Here is an 18560-nt window from a genome sequence, read left to right as displayed (position 1 = left end):
TTCGCCTCAAAGCAGATTGCCGCGTCAGGGGCGGCAGATGCAGGCAACTTTATCACAAAATCCGCAACGCGCCTTTTCACTGCCTGCGGCCTTTGCGAGCCGGCTCTGAAATCGTTCAATGCGTGCTGGCGCTGAATGTGGCTGACGCGCAGAATCGCCGCAACGCAGGGAGGAGATGGTCATGACGGAACTGGCACCACGGGAAAAACTGATGTTAATGGGCGCAGAAGTGCTGAGTGATGCTGAGCTGCTGGCGATTTTTTTGCGCACCGGCATCAGCGGCACCAGCGTGCTGCTGTTGGCACATCAGATGCTGAACGAGTTTGGTTCGCTCTATCGCATTATGACGGCCAGCAAAGAGGAGCTCGGGCAGATTAAAGGTGTGGGCAGCGCCAAAATGACGCAGCTGTATGCCATAGCCGAACTGGGCAGGCGATTCTTTGCCAGCCAGCTGGCGCGGGAGAATGTGATGGAGAATCCACAGGTGACGCGCCATTACCTGCAAAGCGTGCTGGCGCATCAGGAGCGCGAAGTGTTTATGGCGCTGTTCCTTGATAACCAGCACCGCGTGTTGCAGGCGCAGAAGATGTTTTCCGGCTCGATTGCCAGCGTGGAAGTTCATCCGCGTGAAATCGTGCGCGAAGCGCTAAAACTCAACGCGGCAGCGGTGATTCTGGCACACAATCACCCGTCGGGAATCGCTGAACCCAGCCGAGCCGATCGCGAGATTACCGGAAAAGTAGGACAAGCCTGCGCGCTGCTCAATATCCGTTTACTTGATCATTTGGTGATCGGTCACGGCGAGTTTACCTCTTTCGCCGAGCGCGGTTGGTTGTAATTCATCGATTCAACTGAACAGAAATAGGGCATTTTTGCGCGATCCAGAGGGATCTTTATCTGTTCGGGACTTGAGCACTCGGGCTGAGCGGCGTATACTACGCCACCTTTGAGAATCTCGGGTTTGGCGTTTGGGCCAGCTTAGCGGGTTCACATGGAACTCGCCTGGGCGGGCTAAGGCCTGACGAGGCGGCCAAAACCTAGTTTTTAAAGCTCGAGCTGATTTGATTTTTGGAGAATAGAAATGTCACGAGTCTGCCAGGTAACTGGAAAGCGTCCGGTAACGGGTAACAACCGTTCCCACGCAATGAACGCGACGAAACGCCGTTTCCTGCCGAACCTGCACTCTCACCGTTTCTGGGTTGAGAGCGAAAAGCGCTTCGTTACTCTGCGTGTATCTGCTAAAGGTATGCGTGTTATTGATAAAAAGGGCATCGATACGGTTCTGACCGAAATCCGCGCCCGTGGTGAGAAGTACTAAGGAACTGAATCATGGCTAAAGGTATTCGTGAGAAGATCAAGCTGGTTTCCTCTGCTGGTACAGGTCACTTCTATACCACCACGAAGAACAAGCGTACTAAACCAGAGAAATTAGAACTGAAAAAGTTCGATCCGGTTGTACGTCAGCACGTGATCTACAAAGAAGCTAAAATTAAGTAATTTTAGTGTTCTGTGAAAAACCCGGCTTCGGCCGGGTTTTTTGTTTCTGCGATTCGTTGAGGAGATGAGATGCCTGAATTACCTGAGGTAGAAACCAGTCGTCGCGGTATCGAACCCCACATGGTGGGGGCCACGATTCTGCATGCAGTGGTGCGCAATCCACGTTTGCGCTGGCCGGTCTCGCATGAAATCCACGCGCTGAGCGATCAACCGGTATTGAGCGTGCAGCGTCGCGCTAAATATCTGCTGCTCGAACTGCCGCATGGCTGGATCATCATTCACCTCGGCATGTCCGGCAGCCTGCGTGTGCTACCCGGCGAACAACCGGCCGCTAAACATGACCACGTCGATTTGGTGATGAGCAACGGCAAAGTGCTGCGCTATACCGATCCACGTCGCTTTGGCGCCTGGCTGTGGAGCAATGACCTTGCAGGCAGCAGCGTGCTGGCGCATCTCGGCCCGGAGCCGCTCAGCAGCGAATTTGATGGCGCTTATCTGTTTGAAAAGTCACGCGGCAAACGCACCGTGATTAAACAGTGGCTGATGGATAACAAAGTGGTGGTAGGCGTCGGGAATATCTACGCCAGCGAATCGCTGTTTACCGCCGGGATCTTGCCCGATCGTTCGGCGATGAGTTTGAGTCAGGAAGAGGCGGAACTGCTGGTTAACACCATCAAAGCGGTGTTGCTACGCTCGATAGAGCAGGGCGGCACCACGCTGCGTGATTTCCTGCAAACTGACGGTAAGCCAGGCTACTTTGCGCAAGAGCTGCAGGTTTATGGTCGCGCCGGTGAACCTTGCCGCGCCTGCGGTACGCCGATTGTCAGCGGCAAGCATGGCCAGCGCAGCACCTTCTGGTGTCCACGCTGCCAGCACTGAGTTAAGGCTGTGCCAGTCGCGCCAGTAACGCCTTATGCACCACGGCAGGCAGAAATGCCTGCACGTCACCGGCATGGCGCGCCACTTCTTTGACCAGTGAAGAAGAGACGAACGAGAAACCTTCTGACGGCATCAGAAACACGCTTTCCAGCGTGGGCAGCAGATGCCGATTCATCTGCGCCAGCTGCAGCTCATATTCAAAATCCGACACCGCACGTAATCCACGCACCAGCACATTGGCATTCTGCGCCTGGGCAAAGTTCGCCATCAAGTCACTAAACCCGATTACTTCGACATTCGGCAGATGTGCCGTCACCTGACGCGCCATATCTACGCGCTCATCCAGAGTGAACAGCGGCTTTTTACTCGGGCTGGCGGCAATCGCCACGACGATGCGGTCAAACATCTTCGCTGCGCGCGTCACAATATCCAGATGGCCTAAGGTAAAGGGATCAAAGGTGCCGGGATAAATCGCTTTGGTACTCATACGCGGCCTTGTGTTGAGGTGTGATGCAGCGCCCAGAGCGCCGAGTATTTGTTGAAAGTGTACTGCGCGTTAACCACCGCCAGAATCCAGCCCTGTTTTCCATCGAGAAAACCGGCGCGCAGCAGCAGCGTTTTAACGAACGCACCGAGCGTATGGCTAAAGATCGAGAATAAGCCGCAGCGTTTGCCGCGCTGGAAACGCTCTTTTGCCCAGGCTTCGGCGTAGTTCATCTGCTTACGCTGAAATGCAATCAGGTCGCGGCAGGTGAGATGTTGCAGATCGCCCGCTAGCTTCACCACCGGCGCACCTTGCGTCTCCAGTGATTCGTGTACCAGATTGTCGTTGTAATTGAGCTTGCGCGGATAAAGACGCATGACGCGGTCAGGATACCAGCCGCTGTGGCGCATAAAGCGGCCGAGAAACAGATTGCTGCGGCCGAGGCTGTAAACGTTGTCCGATGCGGGCTGCGCGAGAACCTGCTCGATAGCGCGACGCAGTTCTGGTGTCACACGCTCGTCGGCATCGATCATCAAAATCATTTCGCCTTGCGCATGGGCCTGCGCGCGCTGGCGCTGCTTGCCAAATCCCTGCCAGCCTTCAGCCTGGAAAACCTGCGCGCCATGTTCGCGAGCTACCTGCACCGTGTTATCGCTGCTGCCGGAATCCAGCACCACAATCTCATCCGCCCAATTGACAGAAGCCAGCGCCTCCGACAGCAGTTCAGCTTCGTTTTTGGCGATCATCACCACGGAGAGACGTTGGCGTTGCGACATGAATTAGTGAGCTCGCGGTGGTAAGTGAGGTTCGAGTAACTGTAGCAGACGCTGTAATGCGCCCTGATTTTGATGCAGCACTTCCACAGCATGGCGGCCGTAATAGCGGCGGTAATCGTCATCCTGCAGCAGGTTAGCGACCTCTTTCTGCAGCGATACCACGTCAGTGACGGTAATCAGCCCTTCGGCTTGCTGCAGCTTGGCGCAGATATCTTTGAAGTTCCAGATGTGCGGGCCCATCAGCACCGGAATGGCATGTGCTGCCGGTTCCAGCGGATTGTGACCGCCGCGCTCGACCAGGCTGCCGCCCACAAAAGCGAGATCGGCGATGCCGTACAGCATCATCAACTCGCCCATGGTGTCGCCAATCACCACTTGCGTGGAGCTTGAAGGAATTTCGCCGCTGCTGCGCAGGGTAAAGCTGAAGCCACGTTTTTGCGTCAGGTCGCAGGCATCTTTGAAACGTTCAGGATGGCGTGGCACCAAAATCAGCAACAGATCGGGGAATTGTTGCAGCAGGCGACGATGCGCATCGAGCACAATCGCTTCTTCGCCTTCGTGGGTGCTGGTGGCGATCCACACCGGACGACGCGATGCCCACTGACGACGCAGCGTGACCGCTTTTGCCGCCAGCTCTGGCGTCACGGAAATATCAAATTTGAGGCTGCCGGTAACGGTGAGATGCGAACGCTTCAGGCCAAGGCTGAGGAAACGGTCGCCATCTTCGGCGTTTTGCGCGGCAATCAGCGTGATGCGTTGCAGCAAGTCGCGCATAAAGCCGCCAAGTTTTTTGTAGCCTTTGGCCGAGCGCTCAGACAGGCGCGCGTTGGCAATCACCAGCGGAATCTTGCGCTGATGAAGAATACGAATAATGTTTGGCCACAGCTCGGTTTCCATGATGATCACCAGGCGTGGATCGACGGTATCAAGGAAACGGTTGATGGAACCTGGCAGATCGTACGGCAGGTAAACGTGGTGCACATCTTTGCCAAACGCTGACTGCGCACGTTCGGAGCCGGTCGGCGTCATGGTGGTGACGGTAATCGGTAGCGTCGGATAGCGGTGACGCAGCGCGCGCACCAGCGGCACTGCCGCCAGCGTCTCGCCGACGGAAACCGAGTGCAACACAATGCCATGCGGCAGCACTTTTCCAGTGCAATAGCCGTAGCGTTCTGCCCAACGTTTACGATAGGCCGGTGCTTTTCGACCGCGCAGCCACAGGCGCAGCCAGATTAGTGGCTGAATCAGATAGAGCAAGGCTGTGTATAGAGTCGTCATAGTTACCGTTACGACAGAATCGCGTCAAAAAACAGAGGAAAGGCGGCATGTTATCAGAAATTAACCGCCTGCTCATACCACTTCGTCAGCGGGTCTGCAGCACTTGCTGATACAACGAGGTCAGCGCTTGCGCCAGCCGCTGCGGGCCATAAGGTTCAATTCTGCGACGTGCGGCTTCGCCCATGGCAGAATTGTGTGAAAGCGCCGGTGTTGCTTTTACGGCTTCGTTTAACGCTTTGATATCTAATGCATCGCAGACAAAACCTTCCTGGCCTGCAGTGATAAACTCCGCGCCGCCGCAGCCGGTGCTGGTGATCACCGCCAAACCGCAGGCCATCGCTTCCAGCACCACATTCGGGAAGGGATCATATAGTGTGGGCAGCAGCAGCGCATCGGCTGCATGGTAGAACGGTTGCACGTCCTGCTGCATGCCAACAAAGCGTAAGCGGTCGAGGCAATTCAGCTGGTTTGCCAGCTGCTGATAGCGCGACAACTGCTTATCCTGGCCGACCACCACCAGATAACGATCGCTTTTCGCTACTGCTTCAATCGCCGCCTTCAATCCTTTGCGCTCAAAGCCCGAACCTACGTAAATCATTACCGTGGCATCTTGCGGCAGTTTGAGCTGCTGGCGTGCCGCATGGCGCAGTGCTTCGCTGGCTGGCAGGAAGCGTTGACTATCAATGGCGTTATGAATCACATGGATCTTGCTGGCATCAAGCGTGAAGTGCCGCAAAATATCCTGCTTCACCATCTCTGAATTACAGATCACCGCTTTCAATGACGGCGCGTTGAACATTTCGGCTTCCGCCTGCAACACATAACGATGATAAGGGCTGAGGCGGGCACTTAAGCGCTGCCAGGGCGACACGATGCGCGCGCGCTGCTCCAGCCAAACGCGGTGCACGCCATCACCGGCACGAAAGATATCGCAACCGGCGATGCGTTCGTGGCTCTGCACAATATCGAACTTCTCGCGTTCCCAACATTCACGTGCGGCACGCGCAAAACCGCGCTCGCGAGAAATGCGACCGAATTTTGCTGGATTGCAGATGTGCAGATGCCAGGCCGGATTCGGCGTGCCCTGCCAGCTGCGGGTGATGATATTGAGATCGAGCTGCTCGCTATCCAGCGCTTCCAGCGCACGCGAAATAAAACGTTCTGCGCCGCCGTCTGGGCGGTATTTCTGCCGGACGATCGCCAGGCGTAACTTACTCATGCAAAAAACTCCGGGCGGCGGCCACCACATCCTCAACGGGAATGGCAGAAAGATAGCGCTGTTGCGTGTTGGTATCGATGGCGTCTGGCGAGGGCAGCGGACCATAATCGCCGGCCCAAATCACGCGGTTGTTATCGCCCCATGGACGCCAGTGTTGCAGCTTGGTGGGGCCAAACAGCGCCAAACAAGGCGTTTCCAGCGCGGCGGCCATATGCATCGGCGCAGAATCCACACCGATAAACAGCTGTGCCGCATCGATCAACGCCGCCAGCTGCGGCAAGGATAATTCACCGGCCAGCGACACCACGTTATGGCTATGGCACAGCGACTGAATATTGGCGATCATCGCCATTTCTTTCTGGTCCGGCGCCGCAGTCAGTACCACGGTGCGGCCTTCGGCGACCAGCGCATCGATCAGCTGTGCGACTTTTTCATCTTCCCAGCATTTGAACAGCCAGCGTGAAGTGGGTTGCACCACAACAAACGGCAATTTCACCGCGTGCAGCGCTAGCACATCCTGCACTTTCTGTTGATCGGCTGCGCTGAAATGCATTGAGGCTTTTGCGCCTGCGGCACTGATGTCCAGTGGCTTCAGCGCCGCCATATTCTGTTCGACCGTATGCAGCTGATTATGATCTTCCGTGCTGACCAGCTGATTGTGCATCCAGCGCCATAAGGCGTTATCACGTTTGCGGAAGGCAAACCCAATGCGCACTGGCGCGCCAGAGAAACCGGTAATAATGGCGCTGCGCCACTGATCGGCAAGGTTAATCACAAGGTCATAATGGCAAGCACGCACCGCTGAAAGCAGCGCCATTTCATGTCGGAACTTCTGCCAGCCGCCTTCCTTCTTCCAGTTGCGATCGATGATGTGTAACTGGCGAATGGCCGGATGCGCTTCCAGCATCGGACGAGTTTCTTTATACAGCAGAACGTCAATGTTGGCCTGCGGATAGCGCTGGCGAAGAGCGTTGATAGCGGGCGTAGTCAGCAGCATATCGCCGTGATGGCGCAGCTTGATCAGCAGAATATTTTTCGGTGCAAATTGGTCTGGAATCGGGCTTGCCATACTCAAATGATCTCAGAATTCAGTCAGCTGATTGTAGGGCAAACCCCAAAGGGGTGAAAGCCAGACGCGGCGCTTATTTGTTACGCCAGCGGTAAATCCGGCTCAGCCACAACAGCAGTTGATACCATTGGCGTACGCCGCGCGCATTACGCAGCATGCGCTTATGGGTTTGCGTGGCGAATAGATCGGCAATCATCGCCTGACGCGCGCTTTCTTCGGGCTCGCGTCGGATACAGTGGCAGACGCTAAGCGCCTCATGGGTGATCTGGTAGTGAAACGCCGGGTAGATTTTTACTTGATGGCGATAGCGTGCGTTGAGCTCTTCCAGTAATTGCGCGATTTTCAGGTAATGACGCTGATACTCGACATTGCGCTGGCCGGTGCGTTTACGATTACTGATTGAAGCATCATGCATGTAATAACGGTAAAGCACCCGATCGGTGTAGCGCACGCGTTGGGCATTCAGCATGAACTCGGTGGTCCACGGAATATCCTGATGATGCAGGCCAGGTTCAAAGTAGAGTTTGAGCCGTTCGATCAATTCGCGGCGGTAAATACCCAGCCAAACCACATGCATATAGCGATGCGTTTGCAGCGCCTTGTTGAGCCACTCAGGGCCGCCGAGTACTTCGGTGCTGGTGAGGCGATCGAGAGGAATCAGCGGTTTAACTTGCTGACTGGCTTTGAAAAACCATTCTGCGTTGCACTGCGCAGCATCGAGATTGTCGCGTTCTGCCATCTCAACCAGCGTTTGATACATCGCCGGATCCATGGTGTCGTCGGCATCTGGAAACGAAACGTACTTACCGCGCGCTACCGCTAAGCCGGCATTGCGCGCGCGCGATACGCCGCCGTTGGCCTGGTGGATCACTCGCACATGTGGGTGCTGCTGCGCGTAGGCGTCGGCGCGTTCGCCGGAACCGTCCGTGGAGCCATCATCGACAACGATGATTTCCAGTGAGGTAAGCGTTTGCGCCAGCAACGACTGCATGCAGGCGGCAAAATCACTGCCCGCATTGAACATGGGAATAATGAGGCTGAGTAACGGGGATGATCTTTCAGGCTGCATGGTCATGCTGTTTTCATGTTCTTCCGTCGCGCCAAACGTTGCTGCTGACGCGCGCTGATAAAATCGTGAATGTCGTCTAACTTCCGCTGATCCAGTTCAAAAAGCTGTTCAGTGGGATGCATAAATTTGTACTGCGCCGCGAACACAAAGGATGAAGGCGCAATATGATTTGGGCCAATCAATAATACTTCGCCCAGAGGGCGCTGCTCTTCGACGCAACATGGGCCATAAATCAAAATGATCGGCACCTGCTGCGCATCGGCGATATAGACATTGCCGGAATCTGACGCGATATAGAAATCCATTTCACCGATAGCCGCTGGCACGTCTTCTAATGGCACCTTGCCAACCAGGCTGATGAGGTTCTCGCGCGCGCCGACAACTTTATACAGCTCCTGCAAGCGTGATTGTTCATTCGGTGCGCCAAAGGCGTAAAAATGACAGGGCAGATCGCTCAAGTGGTCAAAAAGTCGCTGCCAAATCATCGGCGGGATAGTCTTTGCCTGGTTACCTGCGGTGATGCTGATGCCAATACGAATGCCATCATGCTGGAATATTTCATCTGGCAACGAGTTGGGTTGCCAAAGTGGTTGTGTGGCATGCTTCGGATAGCTCTCTTTAGTAAATGAGCGATCGGCGAGTTTTAAGTAATTTTCCAGAGTCAGGGTATTTTTCTCATGCTCGACCACGCCGCTTGCGGTGAGATAAAACAGTCCCTGATAACCTTTGCGGCGATAGCTGGAAAGAAACTGTTTGTTGCTGGCATTACAGCAAGCGGCAATAAACAGATTAAGATTGGTTGGATGTAATAGATAGATGTTGTCGTAGCGGTTGAGTATCAGCCACACCAACTTCATTTTTTTGACTAAGCCTGAACGATGCTCTTCGATATACCAGATGTTTTCCAGCGTGTTATCGCGCGTGGCAAGAGCGGCAACGCTATTGCTCAATAGCGCATCGCTTTTTCCCAGATGGGTTAATAGCGGGGTGATATTAATGAAATCACCGATCTTGGCTGTTTGAATGACCAGATTTTTACCGGTTCGGCCGTGGAAGATTTTCATCACCCATTTGACCGGTAAAAAAAGTATAAAGAGTATTACATACGTCAACGATCTATCCCCATGATACGGCCACACCGACATGGGGACCTATTAACCTGAAACGTGCTGAGTGCCTGAAAATAGAGGTTCTTCCACTTCTGCCAGTTGCAAATACTGCTGACAAATAACGTTGAGACTATAAATGCTTAAGTCCAGATGTTGCAACTCAGGTGGATTAACATAGATTTCATGCATTTTTTGCGCCAGTGACTCAATATTCAACTCTGCAAGTCCACGCGCCAGATCGCCGCGCATAATTGAAGATGGCGCGCCGGGGCAGCGTGTACTGACCACCGAGGTACCACAGCTTAAGGCTTCGACCAGCACATTGCCAAATCCTTCGCTATCTGAACTGACCACTAACAGGCGAGCATGGCGAATCCACGGATAAGGATTTTTATGAAAACCTTCAAAGCGCACGCGCTCCGCGATGCCTAAATCAGTGGCTTGCTGGCGTAATCTTTCCGTGATTTTTTCGCTTCCCTGACCTAATAACACTAGCGGAGCCGTGATGCCACTTTGAGCATAGGCGGCCAGCAAGCGATCGTGACGCTTGGTTTCATGAAAACGGCCAACATGAAGCACAAAATTACTCCCTGCTAACGGGCAAGGTTCTGCTGCCAGGCGGGAAATAAGATCGAAATCAAACGGGTTAAAGATCACCTGCGCTTTGGCAGGCTTCACGCCGATATTTTGGATAACATCATCAATCACATATTGTGAGACGCCAATAAGCTGCTTGCCGTGGTAAGTATCACGAATTTTCAGCCGCTTAAGCCATAAAGAGAAACCTGATTTGCGAGCAAGATAGGAAGCTGAAAAAACGCCGTGCAAACAATACCAGGTTTTACTCGCATCCAGAGTACGCGCATGGCGGACAATGCGATCGGTTTTGTGCAGATTAGACAAAACCAAATCGAATTTTCCGTGCAGCGTTTCGCTTTGAAGCACGGCTTCATCTAGCAAATGTGCACGACGATGGGTTTCAGTCAGCTTGCGCCACGGACGTGAACTTTTATCAATCACGGTCTGATAATCCACACCCGCAGGAATAGGGTATTCACATACTTTGCGTAAGGAGAAAAGCGACACCCGATGTCCCTGACTGATAAAACCTTCAGCCAGTGTCAGGACGACTTTTTCGGCACCGCCGCCCGGCAGGCCATCAATCACCATCAGAATGCGCTTCGACAAATTCTTTTGCTCCTAATCGCCAGCCTGTTTTGTATGACAATGCAGCTATCATCCCCTGATAAAACAGAGCTGAATATAAGATAAATCAATTTATTAGGTATGTTTGGCTTCAGACATTACGCATTGATCTTAAGATGAACATTCTGCGTATTCGTGCCGTTGTGTAGTCTAATTTACTCTAGTTTAACCACACTTATACTGCTAACAACATCTGCGCGAACACGGCAGATGAAATGTTTGCCCTCATTCATTGGCTTGCGTACCATAACGACGAGGAATTGCTCATTTTATCGGATAAGTTATGGATAAGCCTGCGTTTTTAATCACTCTCGATACTGAAGGCGATAACCTGTGGCGCAATCGCAGCGGCAAGGTTACCACGCGAAATGTTCAGTTTCTGCCGCGTTTTCAGTCTCTGTGTGAGAAATACAATTTTAAACCCACCTGGCTAACCAATTACGAAATGGCGAGCGATCCTGCCTATGTTGAATTTGGTCGCGATCTGCTGGCGCGCGGGCAAGGTGAAATCGGTATGCATCTTCATGCATGGTATAGCCCGCCGGAATACGCGTTGACCGATGATGACTGGCGTTATCAGCCTTATTTGATTGAATTTCCGGAAAATATTTTGCGCGACAAGGTCGCATACATGACCGATTTGCTGGAAAGCGCTTTTCAGCAGAAGATGACCAGTCATCGTGCCGGACGCTGGGCTTTTGATGAAGTTTACGCCCGAGCATTGATCGACAACGGTTATTTGGTAGATTGCTCCGTCACACCGCGCGTGGATTGGCGTAATTCATCTGGCGCGCCGCAAGGCAAAGGCGGCACCGATTACAGCCTTTTCCCCGATCATGCTTATTACCTTGATATTAACAACATCTCCCGCGCGGGTGACAGCCCGTTGTTAGAGTTGCCGATGAGCATTCAATATCGCTATGGCGCTTTCACTAATCAGCTGAAAAAAGTGTGGAATGACGTGCGCGGAAAGAAACGTGGTCCCTCTGTTAATTGGCTACGTCCGGTTGGGGGCAATGTGGAGCAGATGAAGCAGGTGGTTGAGCAAACACTTAGCCAGGGAAATGATTATGTCGAGTTCATGCTGCATTCATCAGAATTCATGCCAGATGGCAGCCCCACATTTAAAAATGAAGCTGACATTGAGCGCCTTTATGATGATTTAGAGCAGCTTTTCAGTTGGCTACAATCACGTACTCAAGGTATGACGCTGACGGAATATGCGCTGCAGAAGAGAAACAGCGCTATCTAGCGAAGCGGTATAAATTTATACCGCAATTTCTTTCATCATCGTTGCAACATCTGTGGCTTGAATATCCGCCATGCTGTGTCCTTGAGCAGGACGCAGCACATACTGATTCTTACCATAACCGCCAATCAGCCCCGGATCGGTTGGACCGTAAAGTGTGATATTCGGACGGTCCAGCGCCGCAGTAAGATGACTCAAACCGGTATCCACCGACACCACCGCGCGCGCGCCGGCTAACTGCTGCGCTACCTGCTCCAGCGTTAGCTTTGGCAGCACCTCAACATGGTCAAAGCCTTCCGCCAAACGTTGTGCGCGTTGATGTTCATGCTCAGCGCCCCACGGCAACTTCACGCGCAAACCTGTTGGCTGCACTAACTCAATCAGCGCGCGCCAGTGGGATTCGGGCCAGTGTTTGTTATCACGCGTGGTGGCGTGCAGAAACACCAGATAAGGCTGAGCATCATCGGTCTGCGTTGACTGGAAATGGCCAGCAATCGCGTAGTCGCCCTGCGATGCAGGCTTTTCATAGCCGAGGCTTTTGGCAAACAGCTCGCGCGTACGTTCCACCGCATGCTGCTGCTTGTTGATTTCATGGCGTTTGTCATACCACCAGCTGGCGAAAGGTTCGCGCGCGCTGCGGCTGTCTTGTCCGTGCTTCTCGCCTTTTGCCAGGCGCGTAACCAGCGCGGCGCTTTTGATCAGGCCTTGCGCATCCAGCACCACATCATACTGACGCGATTGCAGCTCACGCTTAAATTGCACACGCTCTTCACGCTGCTGACTGCCGAACCAATGCTTACGCCAGCGGCGAATCGCCACCGGTAGCACTTTATCGACCGCCGGATGCCAGGCTGGGATTTGAGCGAAGTTCTCTTCAACCACCCAATCAAACCTGATGCCAGGAATCGCCTGCATCGCATCTGTCAGCGCCGGTAAGGTATGCAGCACGTCTCCCATTGAGGAAGTTTTAACAATCAAAACGTGCATCTTTACTCCTGCACCGGATGCAACAGCGCGCTCAGTTCCTGATGAACACGCGCTGGCTGAATATCAATCAGGCTCTGGTGATAACCTTGCTCGGCATCACCTTTGCGGACTTTGTGATAGCCGGTGATCAAACGAATAATGCGCGCTTGATGGGACAACGGCGGCGTGAAGTCCGGGCTACTTGGGCCATACAGCGCCACCAGCGGACGATTAAGCGCTGCGGCGATATGCATCAGACCGGAATCGTTACTGACAACCGCCGCGCAGTTCGCCAACAGAATCACCGCTTGCTCGAGTTGCGTATCACCGGCCAGATTTTTGCAGTGCGCACGCGCCGCTTCGGACAGCGTCTGCACAATGGTGTCGCCGGTTTCGCGGTCTTTCGCTGAACCGAACAGCACCACCTGATAACCTTCGCCAATCAGCTGTTCTGCCAGCGCGGCATAATGGTAATGCGGCCAGCGCTTCGCCGGGCCAAACTCTGCACCCGGGCAAAACCCGATTACCGGTCGATCGGCCGACAGCGCAAACTGCGCCGCCGTCATCTGCTTTTCATCGTCATCAACGCGCAATTGCGGCCACAGCAATGGCTGCGGCAGCTGCTGTGCGGAAGCGACTGGCTTGTCGTAGCCAAGCGCCAGATAGCGCTCAACCATCAACGGGAAGGCCGCTTTATCCAGCGTGCGCACATCATTCAACACGCCATAGCGCATCTCGCCGCGCCAGCCGGTACGACGTTTGATCCCGGCGAAAAACGGCACCAGCGCAGATTTGAAGGAGTTCGGCAGTACATAGGCGCGGTCATAGCCGCTGGCCTGCAGGGTTTTCCCCAAACGACGACGCTCGCCCAGCGCTAATGCGCCGTGGCCGAGCGGCATCGCCAGCGCCTGATTCACTTCCGGCATACGCGACAGCAATGGGCGGCACCAGGCCGGCGCCATCACGTCGATCACCGCTTCAGGATGCTCAGCCTTGAGCGTGCGATAGAGACTTTGCGACATCATCATATCGCCGACCCATGATGGGCCAATAACCAGAATTTTCATCGCTGCTGCCGATTTCCTTATGCGTTACGGTTCAGCCAGGCCATGTATTCGCCCACGCCTTGCGCGACGGTTTTGAACGGCTTGTCGTAACCCGCCGCACGCAAATTGTTGAGGTCAGCTTGGGTAAACGCCTGATAACGGCCTTTCAGCTTGTCCGGGAACGGAATGTATTCAATCTGGCCTTTCTGATGGAAGTTCAGCACCGCATCCGCCACTTCCTGGAAAGATTCCGCACGACCGGTACCGCAGTTGTAGATACCGGAAACACCGTTTTCCCAGCACCACAGATTTACCGCCACCACGTCATCAACGTGGATGAAGTCGCGGCGAAAATCGTCGCTGCCTTCGAACAGTTTTGGATTTTCACCGTTGCTGATTTGCGTGTTGAGGTGGAACGCCACGCTCGCCATGCCGCCTTTGTGGCCTTCACGCGGACCATACACGTTGAAGTAGCGGAAACCGCACACCGGCGATTCAGCTTCAGGCAGAATCTGGCGCACATAGTGATCGAACAGCATTTTCGAGTAGCCGTATACGTTCAGCGGCTGTTCGTACTGGCGCTCTTCGATGAAGTTCTCATTGCGGCCGCCGTAAGTGGCAGCGGAAGAGGCGTACAGGAACGGAATTTCACGCTCAAGGCAGAAGTGCAGCAGATCTTTCGAGTACTGATAGTTGTTATCCATCATGTACTTACCATCCCACTCGGTGGTTGCGGAGCAAGCACCTTCATGGAAAACCGCTTCAATGGGGCCGAGATCTTCGCCAGACATGATGTAACTGAGGAATTCCTCTTTATCCATGTAATCGGCGATGTCGAGATCCGCCAGATTCACGAACTTGGTGCCATCCTTCAGATTATCCACCACCAAAATGTCGGTCAGACCGCGGTCGTTCAGCGCTTTAACAATGTTGCTGCCAATCATGCCAGCGCCACCGGTTACGATAATCATATGCTTTGCCTTTAAAGAGTTGGGGGGAAACAGGAGGTTTCACCCACGAATGCCTATCATCATAACATTTCAGCCAGACGCAGGCAGCCAGATGACTCCGCAAGCGCTGCACAAATCCTGTCCGCAGCGTGAACTATGCTGCAAAACCGAGATATTGATGGCTGAAATGTCGTTGGTTCGCTTTTCGATCAGTAATATGTGCCAAATATTTGCTATCTGAGGAGCATAATCATGTCCAGTCAGTTTTATTCGCAAATCCGTCAACAGCTTGAGACAACACGCCAGGACGGATTGTTCAAACAAGAACGCACCATTACGTCGGCGCAGCAGGCAGAAATCAATGTTGCCAATAGCCCGCCCGTTATCAACTTTTGCGCCAATAACTATTTGGGTTTAGCTAATCATCCGGCATTGATCCAGGCGGCGAAAGACGGCATGGATTCGCACGGTTTTGGCATGGCCTCGGTGCGCTTTATCTGCGGCACGCAGGACATCCACCAGCAGCTGGAACACAAGCTGGCTGAGTTCCTCGGCATGGAAGACGCGATTCTGTTCTCATCCTGCTTTGATGCCAACGGCGGCCTGTTTGAAACGCTGCTTAGTGCAGAAGACGCAATTATTTCCGACGCCCTCAATCACGCCTCGATCATTGATGGCGTACGTCTGTGTAAAGCGCAGCGCTATCGTTACGCCAACAACGACATGAGCGAGTTGCGTGCACGTTTACAGGAAGCACGCGACAAAGGTGCGCGCCACATCCTGATTGCCACCGACGGCGTTTTCTCAATGGATGGCGTGATCGCCAATCTGCAGGGCATTTGCGATCTGGCCGATGAGTTCGATGCGCTGGTGATGGTCGATGATTCTCATGCGGTGGGCTTTGTCGGTTCTGCCGGACGCGGCACGCACGAATATTGTGACGTGATGGATCGCGTCGACATTCTGACCGGCACGCTGGGCAAAGCGCTGGGTGGTGCATCGGGCGGCTACGTGGCAGCAAAGAAAGAAGTGGTTGAATGGCTGCGTCAGCGCTCGCGTCCGTATCTGTTCTCCAACTCGCTGGCACCGGCAATTGTTGCCGCCTCGCTGCGCGTGCTGGAGTTACTGAGTGAAGGCGACGGTTTACGCCAGCGCCTGTGGGAAAACGCCCGCTTCTTCCGCGAACAGATGACTGCCGCAGGCTTCACGCTGGCTGGCGCCGATCACGCCATCATCCCGGTAATGCTGGGCGATGCCAAAGTGGCGCAGCAGTTTGCCAGCCTGCTGCAGCAGGAAGGTATCTACGTTACTGGCTTCTTCTATCCGGTGGTACCGCAAGGTCAGGCGCGTATCCGCACGCAGATCTCTGCCGGACATACGCAAGCGCAGCTGGAACACGCCGTGGCCGCCTTTACCCGCATTGGTCAACAGCTGGGCGTTATTTCAGGAGCAGGAAAATGAAAGCACTCGCCAAATTAAAAGCCGAAGAAGGCATTTGGATGGTTAAGGATGCGCCGATTCCCGAACCTGGCCATAACGACCTGCTGATTAAGATTCGTAAAACTGCTATCTGCGGCACCGACGTGCACATCTATAACTGGGATGACTGGTCGCGCAAAACCATTCCAGTGCCGATGATCACTGGCCACGAATATGTTGGTGAAGTGGTGGGAATGGGTCAGGAAGTTAAGGGCTTTGCCGTTGGCGATCGCGTCTCCGGTGAAGGCCATATCACCTGCGGCCATTGCCGCAACTGCCGCGCCGGACGCACGCATCTGTGCCGCAATACGGTAGGCGTTGGCGTCAATCGTCAGGGCTGCTTCGCCGAATATCTGGTGATTCCGGCATTTAACGCCTTCAAAATTCCTGACAACATTTCTGACGAACTGGCGGCAATTTTCGATCCCTTCGGCAATGCGGTGCACACCGCGCTGTCGTTCGATTTGGTGGGTGAAGATGTGCTGATCTCTGGCGCCGGGCCGATTGGCATTATGGCGGCGGCGGTGTGTAAGCACGTCGGCGCGCGCCATGTGGTGATCACCGACATCAACGACTATCGCCTCGAACTGGCGCGCAAAATGGGCGTTACGCGCGCCGTGAACGTGGCGCATGAAAACCTGCGTGACGTGATGACCGAACTCGGCATGACCGAAGGCTTTGATGTGGGTTTGGAGATGTCCGGTGCCCCACCGGCGTTCCGTACTTTGCTGGAAGTGATGAACCACGGCGGCCGCATCGCGCTGCTGGGCATTCCGCCGGGCGAGATGTCTATCGACTGGAATCAGGTTATCTTTAAAGGCCTGTTCATCAAAGGTATTTACGGCCGCGAGATGTTCGAAACCTGGTACAAGATGGCGGCGCTGATTCAGTCCGGTCTCGATCTCACGCCAATCATCACCCATCGCTATCACATTGATGAGTTCCAGCAGGGCTTTGATGAGATGCGTTCGGGAAGATCCGGCAAAGTTGTGTTGAGCTGGGATTAATCTTTTCTCCGGCCTGATGGCCGGAGAATTTTGATTCGAAAAATTATATGGCTAATCGCTTTTCAATACTCTTGTCCAGAATCATTTCGACGCCCGCGACATAGTTTTCAATCGCGTAGCATTCGCGCACGCGTGATTCCGCAGTATCAATCAGACGCTGGCGCAAGCTTGCGTGTTGCCATAAAGCGGCAAGATGAACGCTTAATTGGTTAACATCGCCGTATTCAAAAATTAATCCAGTCTCATTGTGGTTAATTAACTCTGAGGTGCCCACGACATTCGAACCAATAACGGCCGTTTTCACCAGCATGGCTTCCAGCACTACGCGCGGTAAGCCTTCACTGCGCGAGGCGAGAATAAAGGCATCAAACGCTGTGAGGTAATCCAGCGGGTTGTTTTGAAAACCGGTAAAAACAACATTCGTTTCAATGTTTTCTTTACGTGCCAGCTGAACCAGATTTTCATGTTCCGGCCCGGAACCCACCACCACCATTTTCCATTTAGCTTCAGGATGCATGCGTTTAAATTGGCCTAGCGCCTGGAAAATATGATGATTCGCTTTACGTGTAATAAGGGATCCGATCGAGCCAAAAATAAAAGTATCGGGTGAATAAGCAAAGCGCTCGAGCACTTCCTCGCGATGCGGTAGCGCCTGATGAATATCAATCGCGTTTGACACGGTGAAGCAACGTTGCGCATCAACTCCGCTCTGGCGCAGCGTCTGGTTTACGCCATGCGAAACCGCGATAACGGCATCAACACGTTCATTAACCATCTCGACCAGCGCAGAGTTCATTTGCGGCTCAATGCGGCAGTGTTGAATCAGCGCAACCGGCATATCCTGCACAGCGCGATAGCCTTCAACATTGGTGCTGGGCTGATTATTCATATACAGCGCGTGATATTGCCCAGTCTGCAAAATTGATGAAATTTGTTGGGCGTTTGGCAACACACGCCATTTTTCATCAACCTGGTCAATCATCTGCTTCTTCAGCGAACGGTTAAAAATGAATAGCGTGCGTAACAGCTCTTTAGCGATTTTCGCCCATTTCGGTTGACGACGCTGGGCGATAAAAACCACCGGAATGCCAATCGAATTGAGAATTGACTCAATGGTTTCACTGTTGCCGCGAGAATAGTTGTTGTAGAAACAGCAGGTGATATCGAACCTCTGCCGATCAATGCGCTTGAGCAACTCGAGCATACTGTTGGTACCGCCGCCCCATTCGCGGCCGGTATCCAACAGCAGAATTTTTCTTCTCATTGAATTCCCTTTT

The 18560-nt window shown here is 53.6% G+C and carries 19 protein-coding genes; 7 read left to right on the top strand and 12 right to left on the bottom strand.

Annotated features, from left to right (window positions below):
- Positions 1-181: 181 nt before the first annotated feature.
- From radC to mutM, 4 genes are all read left to right on the top strand, one after another.
- A complete protein-coding gene (gene radC, locus ACXIZX_RS18845; RefSeq protein ID WP_091004304.1) occupies positions 182-838 on the top strand; it encodes a RadC family protein in 657 nt (218 codons plus the stop codon).
- 243 nt (positions 839-1081) lie between these two features.
- Complete coding sequence (gene rpmB / locus ACXIZX_RS18840) at positions 1082-1318, top strand: 50S ribosomal protein L28 (protein ID WP_007885297.1); 237 nt, start codon at positions 1082-1084, stop codon at positions 1316-1318.
- A gap of 11 nt (positions 1319-1329) precedes the next feature.
- On the top strand, positions 1330-1497 hold the full coding sequence (rpmG, locus tag ACXIZX_RS18835; RefSeq protein WP_001051798.1) for a 50S ribosomal protein L33: 168 nt from the start codon (positions 1330-1332) through the stop codon (positions 1495-1497).
- Between the two features lie 69 nt (positions 1498-1566).
- Complete coding sequence (mutM, locus tag ACXIZX_RS18830) at positions 1567-2376, top strand: bifunctional DNA-formamidopyrimidine glycosylase/DNA-(apurinic or apyrimidinic site) lyase (protein ID WP_008109739.1); 810 nt, start codon at positions 1567-1569, stop codon at positions 2374-2376.
- A gap of 1 nt (position 2377) precedes the next feature.
- Here the strand turns inward: mutM and coaD are convergent, their stop codons facing one another.
- The 8 genes from coaD to ACXIZX_RS18790 form a co-directional block, all read right to left on the bottom strand.
- Positions 2378-2863 (bottom strand): pantetheine-phosphate adenylyltransferase, encoded by a 486-nt coding sequence (gene coaD, locus ACXIZX_RS18825; protein WP_008109737.1) that lies wholly within the window; start codon positions 2861-2863, stop codon positions 2378-2380.
- On the bottom strand, positions 2860-3636 hold the full coding sequence (locus tag ACXIZX_RS18820; RefSeq protein ID WP_479404715.1) for a glycosyltransferase family 2 protein: 777 nt from the start codon (positions 3634-3636) through the stop codon (positions 2860-2862). Before ACXIZX_RS18820 ends, coaD begins: the two co-directional genes overlap by 4 nt.
- A 3-nt stretch (positions 3637-3639) precedes the next feature.
- Complete coding sequence (gene waaA / locus ACXIZX_RS18815; protein WP_008109734.1) at positions 3640-4914, bottom strand: lipid IV(A) 3-deoxy-D-manno-octulosonic acid transferase; 1275 nt, start codon at positions 4912-4914, stop codon at positions 3640-3642.
- An 85-nt stretch (positions 4915-4999) separates the two neighbouring features.
- Entirely contained in the window at positions 5000-6133 is a 1134-nt protein-coding gene (locus ACXIZX_RS18810; RefSeq protein WP_479404714.1) for a glycosyltransferase family 4 protein, read from the bottom strand.
- A complete protein-coding gene (gene rfaQ, locus ACXIZX_RS18805) occupies positions 6126-7202 on the bottom strand; it encodes a putative lipopolysaccharide heptosyltransferase III (RefSeq protein WP_479404713.1) in 1077 nt (358 codons plus the stop codon). Before rfaQ ends, ACXIZX_RS18810 begins: the two co-directional genes overlap by 8 nt.
- Positions 7203-7275: 73 nt before the next feature.
- A complete protein-coding gene (locus ACXIZX_RS18800; RefSeq protein WP_479404712.1) occupies positions 7276-8277 on the bottom strand; it encodes a glycosyltransferase in 1002 nt (333 codons plus the stop codon).
- Positions 8274-9383 carry a glycosyltransferase family 9 protein gene (locus tag ACXIZX_RS18795; RefSeq protein WP_479404711.1) on the bottom strand — a complete coding sequence of 370 codons (1110 nt, stop codon included), beginning with the start codon at positions 9381-9383 and terminating at the stop codon, positions 8274-8276. Before ACXIZX_RS18795 ends, ACXIZX_RS18800 begins: the two co-directional genes overlap by 4 nt.
- A 42-nt stretch (positions 9384-9425) precedes the next feature.
- Positions 9426-10550 (bottom strand): glycosyltransferase, encoded by a 1125-nt coding sequence (locus ACXIZX_RS18790; protein ID WP_479404894.1) that lies wholly within the window; start codon positions 10548-10550, stop codon positions 9426-9428.
- Between the two features lie 319 nt (positions 10551-10869).
- Between ACXIZX_RS18790 and ACXIZX_RS18785 the strand changes: the two genes are divergently transcribed.
- A complete protein-coding gene (locus ACXIZX_RS18785; protein WP_479404710.1) occupies positions 10870-11838 on the top strand; it encodes a polysaccharide deacetylase family protein in 969 nt (322 codons plus the stop codon).
- Between the two features lie 15 nt (positions 11839-11853).
- On the opposite strand, the gene rfaC is transcribed toward ACXIZX_RS18785, so the two are convergent.
- From rfaC to rfaD, 3 genes are read right to left on the bottom strand one after another with little or no spacing between them, the layout of a single operon-like run.
- Complete coding sequence (rfaC, locus tag ACXIZX_RS18780; protein WP_179453177.1) at positions 11854-12822, bottom strand: lipopolysaccharide heptosyltransferase RfaC; 969 nt, start codon at positions 12820-12822, stop codon at positions 11854-11856.
- Positions 12823-12824: 2 nt separating this feature from the next.
- Entirely contained in the window at positions 12825-13868 is a 1044-nt protein-coding gene (gene rfaF / locus ACXIZX_RS18775; RefSeq protein ID WP_479404709.1) for an ADP-heptose--LPS heptosyltransferase RfaF, read from the bottom strand.
- A gap of 17 nt (positions 13869-13885) precedes the next feature.
- Positions 13886-14818, bottom strand: a complete 933-nt coding sequence (gene rfaD, locus ACXIZX_RS18770) for an ADP-glyceromanno-heptose 6-epimerase (RefSeq protein ID WP_479404708.1) — start codon at positions 14816-14818, stop codon at positions 13886-13888.
- A gap of 231 nt (positions 14819-15049) precedes the next feature.
- On the opposite strand from rfaD, the gene ACXIZX_RS18765 reads away from it, so the two are divergent.
- Both ACXIZX_RS18765 and tdh read left to right on the top strand, forming a co-directional pair.
- The gene (locus ACXIZX_RS18765) at positions 15050-16258 is read left to right on the top strand and encodes a glycine C-acetyltransferase (RefSeq protein WP_479404707.1); all 1209 of its coding nucleotides are present in this window, start codon (positions 15050-15052) and stop codon (positions 16256-16258) included.
- Positions 16255-17283, top strand: coding sequence for an L-threonine 3-dehydrogenase (tdh, locus tag ACXIZX_RS18760; RefSeq protein WP_479404706.1), 1029 nt, complete (start codon positions 16255-16257; stop codon positions 17281-17283). The genes ACXIZX_RS18765 and tdh overlap by 4 nt, the downstream gene beginning before the upstream one ends.
- Before the next feature lie 43 nt (positions 17284-17326).
- Here the strand turns inward: tdh and ACXIZX_RS18755 are convergent, their stop codons facing one another.
- On the bottom strand, positions 17327-18547 hold the full coding sequence (locus tag ACXIZX_RS18755) for a glycosyltransferase (protein WP_479404705.1): 1221 nt from the start codon (positions 18545-18547) through the stop codon (positions 17327-17329).
- Positions 18548-18560 lie beyond the last annotated feature (13 nt).

The sequence above is a fragment of the Candidatus Pantoea symbiotica genome (assembly GCF_056491525.1).
This window is presented reverse-complemented; position numbering and strand designations above follow the sequence as displayed.